Annotated in this window: 5 protein-coding genes and 1 pseudogene; 1 reads left to right on the top strand and 5 read right to left on the bottom strand. The window is 74.0% G+C overall.

What is annotated here, in order from left to right; all coding sequences use genetic code 11:
- The 5 genes and pseudogenes from G3I42_RS24275 to galU form a co-directional block, all read right to left on the bottom strand.
- Positions 1 to 384 (bottom strand): annotated as a pseudogene (locus tag G3I42_RS24275) (hypothetical protein); the annotation flags it as partial.
- A 165-nt stretch (positions 385 to 549) separates the two neighbouring features.
- Positions 550 to 1,167, bottom strand: coding sequence for a GNAT family protein (locus tag G3I42_RS24270; RefSeq protein WP_164289278.1), 618 nt, complete (start codon positions 1,165 to 1,167; stop codon positions 550 to 552).
- Between the two features lie 26 nt (positions 1,168 to 1,193).
- Entirely contained in the window at positions 1,194 to 2,327 is a 1,134-nt protein-coding gene (gene moaCB / locus G3I42_RS24265) for a bifunctional molybdenum cofactor biosynthesis protein MoaC/MoaB (protein WP_164289276.1), read from the bottom strand.
- Positions 2,328 to 2,479: 152 nt separating this feature from the next.
- Positions 2,480 to 3,877 carry a gephyrin-like molybdotransferase Glp gene (gene glp, locus G3I42_RS24260; protein ID WP_164289274.1) on the bottom strand — a complete coding sequence of 466 codons (1,398 nt, stop codon included), beginning with the start codon at positions 3,875 to 3,877 and terminating at the stop codon, positions 2,480 to 2,482.
- Entirely contained in the window at positions 3,874 to 4,785 is a 912-nt protein-coding gene (galU, locus tag G3I42_RS24255; protein ID WP_164289272.1) for a UTP--glucose-1-phosphate uridylyltransferase GalU, read from the bottom strand. Before galU ends, glp begins: the two co-directional genes overlap by 4 nt.
- Before the next feature lie 92 nt (positions 4,786 to 4,877).
- On the opposite strand from galU, the gene G3I42_RS24250 reads away from it, so the two are divergent.
- Positions 4,878 to 5,288: 5-formyltetrahydrofolate cyclo-ligase (locus tag G3I42_RS24250; RefSeq protein WP_164289270.1), on the top strand; the 411-nt coding region annotated here is incomplete at its 3' end.

Below are 5,288 nucleotides of genomic sequence, written 5' to 3'. Positions count from 1 at the left end.
CTGCTCGCGCCCGCGCGGCTCCTCGGCGACCGGCTCGCGCGGCACCTCCGGCGCCACGGACGACGGGGAGGAGGCGGACGGCTGCTGCCGCGAGGCCGGGCGGATCTCGGTCCTGGGCGCGGCGAAGGCGCGGACGTCGACCGATCCGGTCGGCTCCGCCTCGCCCGCGAGGGCCTGCGCCGGTTCACCCGGGGCGCGTTCCCGCAGCTCCTTGGCGTAACGGCGCTCCATTCCCGCGCGTCCGGACAGCAACCGGATGGCGGTACTGAAACGTTCCGTCGGACGCGCCTCGTTCAGCTCGTCCTGCCTGCGGAGCCACATGGGCACCAGGTAGGCCGCCCAGGCCCCGACGATGACTGCGTAAATGAGGCCACTGCTGCTCACCTCTCACACGGTAGAGGGGTTTTCGCCGGGCGATCCGCCAATTGAGTCGGTGTGTCGCACGAACCTACTGATAACACAGGCATTTTGAGGGACGATCTGATCAGCAGAAAGGCATGAATGGTATGTAAGGATCAGATCACCCTTCCATTCGAATACTTTTTCGAATTACGAGGAGGGGCTTTTCCAATCCCCCGGTGAGCTGCGCCGGGACCGCCATCGCGTCAGCATCCCGTGCGGTACCTCCTCCGCCGTCAGGGCGAAGACGAGGTGGTCGCGCCAGCCGCCGTCGATGTGCAGATAACGCGGGCGCAGGCCCTCTTCGCGAAAGCCGAGTTTCTCCACGACGCGCCGGCTCGGGCCGTTCTCGGGGCGGATGCAGACCTCGATGCGGTGCAGGCCCATCCGGAAGAAACAGTGGTCGACCGCGAGCGCCACCGCGGTCGGCATGACGCCCCGTCCGGCGATGTCCTGGTCGACCCAGTACCCGATGTGCGCCGAGCACATCGAGCCCCAGGTGATCCCGGCGACCGTCAACTGGCCGACCATGCGCCCCTGGTACTCGATGACGAAGGGCAGCATGCGGCCCGCCTTCGCCTCCGTGCGCAGGTGGCGGACCATCTGCCGGTAGGTCGGGCGGTGTGTGATGGGGCCCGAGGGGGTCGGCGGCGGGATCGTCGCCTCCCAGGGGCGCAGCCAGTCGCGATTGCGCCGGTTGACCTCGCGCCAGGCGCTCTGGTCCCGCTGTCTTATCGGGCGCAGGGTCACGTCGCCCTCCGTCAGCACGACGGGCCACGTGGACAGATACCCGTTCAGCTCGGGCTCCCGGCGGTCTCGGCGGAGCCGGACGTGCCCGGTTCCGGGTGGGTGCCGGCCCCTGTCCGCGCGGGTGCCGGGCGATGGTCGCCGCCGTGGATCTGGTCGACGGCGTGCGGCAGCCAGCGCTCCAGGACGGCGAGTCCGTCGCGGACCCCGCCCGTGGAGCCCGGCAGGTTCACGACGAGCGTGGTGCCCGCGACGCCGGCGAGTCCGCGCGAGAGCGCGGCGCTCGGGACCGCCCCGAGCCCCTCGGCGCGGATCGCCTCGGCGACGCCCGGGATCTCGCGGTCCAGGACGGCGCGCGTCGCCTCGGGGGTGAGGTCGGTGGGCGTGAGCCCGGTGCCGCCCGTCGTCACGACGACGCCGTAACCGGCCGCGACCGCGGCCCGCAACGCGGCCTCCACGGGCGCCCCGTCCGGCACGACCTGCGGCCCCTCGGTCGCGAAGCCCCAGCTCCGCAGCGCCTCGGCGATCAGCGGCCCGCCCCGGTCCGGGTAGACCCCGGCGGCGGCCCGGTTCGACGCGGTCACGACGAGGGCGGTACGGGGGCCGAGCGGCGTACGGGGTGCGGCCTCGCGGTCCCCGGGGCTCGCGCCCGTGGCGGCGGACGCGCTGTCGCGGTGCCAGTCGCCGGACTTGCCGCCCGTCTTCGTCTCGACGCGGATGTCGGTGATGGTCGCGGCCTTGTCGACGGCCTTGACCATGTCGACGACCGTGAGGGCCGCGACCGAGACGGCGGTCAGGGCCTCCATCTCGACACCCGTGCGGTCGGTCGTGCGGACCGTAGCGGTGATCGCGACGGCCTCGTCGGTGACCTCCAGGTCCACGGTCACGCCGGAGAGCGCGAGGGGGTGGCACAGCGGGACGAGGTCCGGGGTGCGTTTGGCGCCCATGATGCCCGCGATGCGGGCGGTGGCGAGGGCGTCGCCCTTCGGCAGGCCCTCGCCCCGCAGCAGGGCGACGACCTCGGGGGTGACGAGGACGCGGCCGGTGGCGCGGGCGGTGCGGGCGGTGACGTCCTTGCGGGTCACGTCGACCATGCGGGCCGCGCCCGAGGAGTCGAGGTGCGTGAGCCCGCCGGGCGGCGGGTCCGCGGGCTCGGGGGCGGCGGCGGGCGTGGCGGTCATGAGGCGAAAGTGCTCCCGTCGAGGGCTCGCGGGCGTCCCGCGCGGGCCGGTGTCGGGCAGCCACGGTACTCGCCCGAGCCCGGTGGAATCAGGGCAGCACCGGTCCCGGGGCGCCCCACGCGCCGCGCGGAGCCGCCCCGTACCGGAGCCGTTCAGCCGAGCAGGACGACCTCCACTTCCTCGCCCGGCTCCACCGAGGTGCGCTCCTCGGGCACGACGAGGAGGGCGTCCGCCCGCGCGAGAGCGCCGACCAGGTGCGAGGAGGCGCCGCCGACGGGGGTGACGCGGCCGTCCGCGTGGCGGGCGCGCAGGTACTGGCGGCGGCCCGCGGGGGAGGTGAGGGCCTTGGGCGCGTCGACGAGGGCGCGGACGGTGGGGCGGTGCAGGTCCGTGAAGCCCGCGAGGGCGCGGATCGCCGGGCGGACGAACAGCTCGAAGGACACGTACGCGGAGACCGGGTTGCCCGGGAGGGCGAGGACGGGCGTCGCGTCGCGGCCGATCGTGCCGAAGCCCTGGGGCTTGCCGGGCTGCATCGCGAGCTTGCGGAAGGCGACACCGCGGGGCGGCTCGGCGGCGCGGGCGTTCCCGGCCGTGGCTGCGCCCTCCCCCGCGTCCGCGCCCCCGTCCTCTCCTTCGGCGGAGGGCTCCGGCAGCCCCGTCCAGTCGGTCAGGGCCTCCTTCACCACGTCGTAGGCGCCCACGCTCACGCCGCCCGAGGTCACGACGAGGTCGGCGCGGATGAGCTGGTCCTCGATCGTGGCGCGCAGGGTCTCGGCGTCGTCCCCGATGGCGCCGACGCGGAAGGCGAGCGCGCCCGCGTCGCGGGCCGCCGCGGTGAGGGTGAAGCTGTTGGAGTCGTGGATCTGGCCCGGGGCCAGCGACTCGCCCGGCTGGACGAGTTCGCTGCCGGTGGCGAGGACGACGACGCGGGGGCGGGGCCGTACGCGGACGGTGTCGCGGCCCATCGCGGCGAGCAGGCCGAGCTGGGGCGGGCCGAGCACGGTGCCCGCCGCGAGCGCGAGGTCGCCCTCGCGCACGTCGCCGCCCGCCTCGCGTACATGGGCGCCGGGTTCGGCGGGGCGGAAGACGCGGACCGTGCCCGAGGCGCCCTCCGGGGCGGTGCTGTGCGGGGTCATGCGGTCGACGGGGCCGCCGCCGAGGCCGCCGTCGGTCCACTCGACGGGCACGACGGTGTCCGCGCCCTCGGGCAGCGGGGCGCCGGTCATGATGCGGACCGCCTCGCCCTCGCCCGCGGCGGGCGGGGCGAGGAGCCCCGCGGAGATGTCCCCGACGACCCGCAGCGCGGCGGGCGTCTCCTCGGTGGCACCCGCGAGATCGGCCGCCCTGACCGCGTACCCGTCCATGGAGCTGTTGGCGAAGGGGGGCAGCGAGAGAGGCACCGTCACGTCCTCGACGAGGACGCAGCCCTGGGCGTCGAGGAGCTGGAGCTCGATCGGCTCCAGCGGGCGCACCGTGGCCAGGATGTCGTCCAGGTGCGCGGTCACCGGCCAGGTGCCCCCGGGGCCCTGGGGCTGCGTCGTCGTGCTCACTGCGGCTGCATCTCCTCGTCGACGTAACTGCGGAGCCAGGCGCGGAAGTCCGGGCCCAGATCCTCACGTTCGCACGCGAGCCGGACGATGGCGCGCAGGTAGTCGCCGCGGTCGCCGGTGTCGTACCGGCGGCCTCGGAAGACGACGCCGTGCACCGGGCCGCCCGCGTTCTCGTCCTCGGCGAGGTGCTGGAGCGCGTCGGTGAGCTGGATCTCGCCGCCGCGTCCCGGCTCGGTCTTGCGCAGTATGTCGAAGATGCGCGGGTCGAGGACGTAGCGGCCGATGATCGCGTAGTTGCTGGGCGCGTCGGCCGGGTTGGGCTTCTCGACGAGCCCGGTGATGCGCACGACGTCGTCGTCGGCCGTCGTCTCGACCGCGGCGCTGCCGTAGAGGTGGATCTGCTCGGGCGGGACCTCCATCAGCGCGACGACGCTGCCGCCCTCGCGGGCCTGGACCTCGATCATCCGGGCGAGGAGCGGGTCGCGCGGGTCGATGAGGTCGTCGCCGAGGAGTACGGCGAAGGCTTCGTGGCCCACGTGCGGCGCCGCGCAGAGCACGGCGTGCCCGAGGCCCTTGGGGTCGCCCTGGCGCACGTAGTGGATGTCCGCGAGGTCGGTGGACTCCTGCACGGTGGCGAGGCGGTCGCCGTCGCCCTTGCGGCGCAGCGCCTCCTCCAGCTCGTAGTTCCGGTCGAAGTGGTCCTCGACCGGGCGCTTGTTGCGGCCTGTCACCATGAGGACGTCGTTCAGACCCGCGGAGACGGCCTCCTCCACGACGTACTGGATCGCGGGCTTGTCCACGACCGGCAGCATTTCCTTCGGAGTGGCCTTGGTCGCCGGGAGGAACCTGGTGCCGAGGCCGGCGGCGGGGATCACGACCTTCGTGATCCGGGAGTGTGCGGAAGTCATGACGTCACCATAGCCAGGGCTTTGCCATCGCCCGAGAAGTTGTCCACAGGTAGCGGTCATATTGACTGATATGACGTAATAAGGAGCGCGCATTGAGCCCAACGCCGGGTGCGTCGAGCGAGGCGAAGGAGGCGAAGAGGGCCCTGCGGCGCTCCTTGCTGACAGCGCGAAGGGCCAGGCCGGCCGCGGAGGTGCGTCGTCTGGGGCCCGTGTTCGCCGAGGTCGCCGCGCGACTCCCCGAGCTGGACGCGGTACGGACCGTCGCGGCGTACGTGTCGGTCGGCGGCGAGCCGGACACCGCGCCGCTCGTCGAGCGGTGGCACGCGCGCGGCGTACGGGTCCTGCTGCCGGTGCTGCTGCCCGACGACGACCTTGACTGGGCCGTCTACGAGGGCCCCGGCTCGCTGCGCGACGTCCGGCGCGCGGGCCGGATGACGCTGCGCGAGCCCGCCGGGCCCCGGCTCGGGCCCGGCGCGGTCACCCGGGCGGGGGCCGTGCTGCTG

The sequence above is a fragment of the Streptomyces sp. SID11385 genome, assembly GCF_010548245.1.
Taxonomy (GTDB): domain Bacteria; phylum Actinomycetota; class Actinomycetes; order Streptomycetales; family Streptomycetaceae; genus Streptomyces.
The sequence above is the reverse complement of the archived record's forward strand: the minus strand, read 5'-3'. Positions and strand labels throughout refer to the sequence as shown.

Coding starts and splice junctions, on each gene's coding strand:
- moaCB (WP_164289276.1), bottom strand. CDS start 2,327: ATGACCGCCACGCCCGCCGCCGCCCCCGAGCCCGCGGACCCGCCGCCC.
- galU (WP_164289272.1), bottom strand. CDS start 4,785: ATGACTTCCGCACACTCCCGGATCACGAAGGTCGTGATCCCCGCCGCC.